Source organism: Rhizobium redzepovicii, from assembly GCF_019793435.1.
GTDB classification, from domain to species: Bacteria; Pseudomonadota; Alphaproteobacteria; order Rhizobiales; family Rhizobiaceae; genus Rhizobium; species Rhizobium redzepovicii.
The window spans coordinates 1-316 of sequence record NZ_JAILYH010000110.1 but is presented as its reverse complement, the minus strand read 5'-3'; the positions used below and the strand labels follow the sequence as shown (position 1 = coordinate 316).

The 316-nt window shown below is 59.8% G+C and carries 1 pseudogene; it reads right to left on the bottom strand.

Annotated elements, in window-relative coordinates:
* Positions 1-247: pseudogene (locus K6N12_RS35200) on the bottom strand (hypothetical protein); the annotation flags it as partial.
* Positions 248-316 lie beyond the last annotated feature (69 nt).

Here is a 316-nt window from a genome sequence, read left to right as displayed (position 1 = left end):
ATTGCTGGAAAAGGTAAATGTCGTTCTCCCTGCCTGATGGCCCCAGAGTGGCCGTGTAGGGCACACCATGGATAGTGATGCTGGTCTGGGGGTTGTCCGCGCTCGGCAGCAACTCAAGCCAGGACATTGCAAGCCGAAGGCCAGCCGGTGCCGGTTGATTGCGGTGTTGCCAGCTCGGAGGGACAGCTTCTCCCAAGTCGTCCACAGGCAGCATGTACTGTGGGGTGCCGAAGATCGATGCCCCCAAGCTTTGCTCCCATGGTGCGTCTGGCGGATTGACGCTTTGCACCGGTGAATAGGCGGCTGACGGCAAATC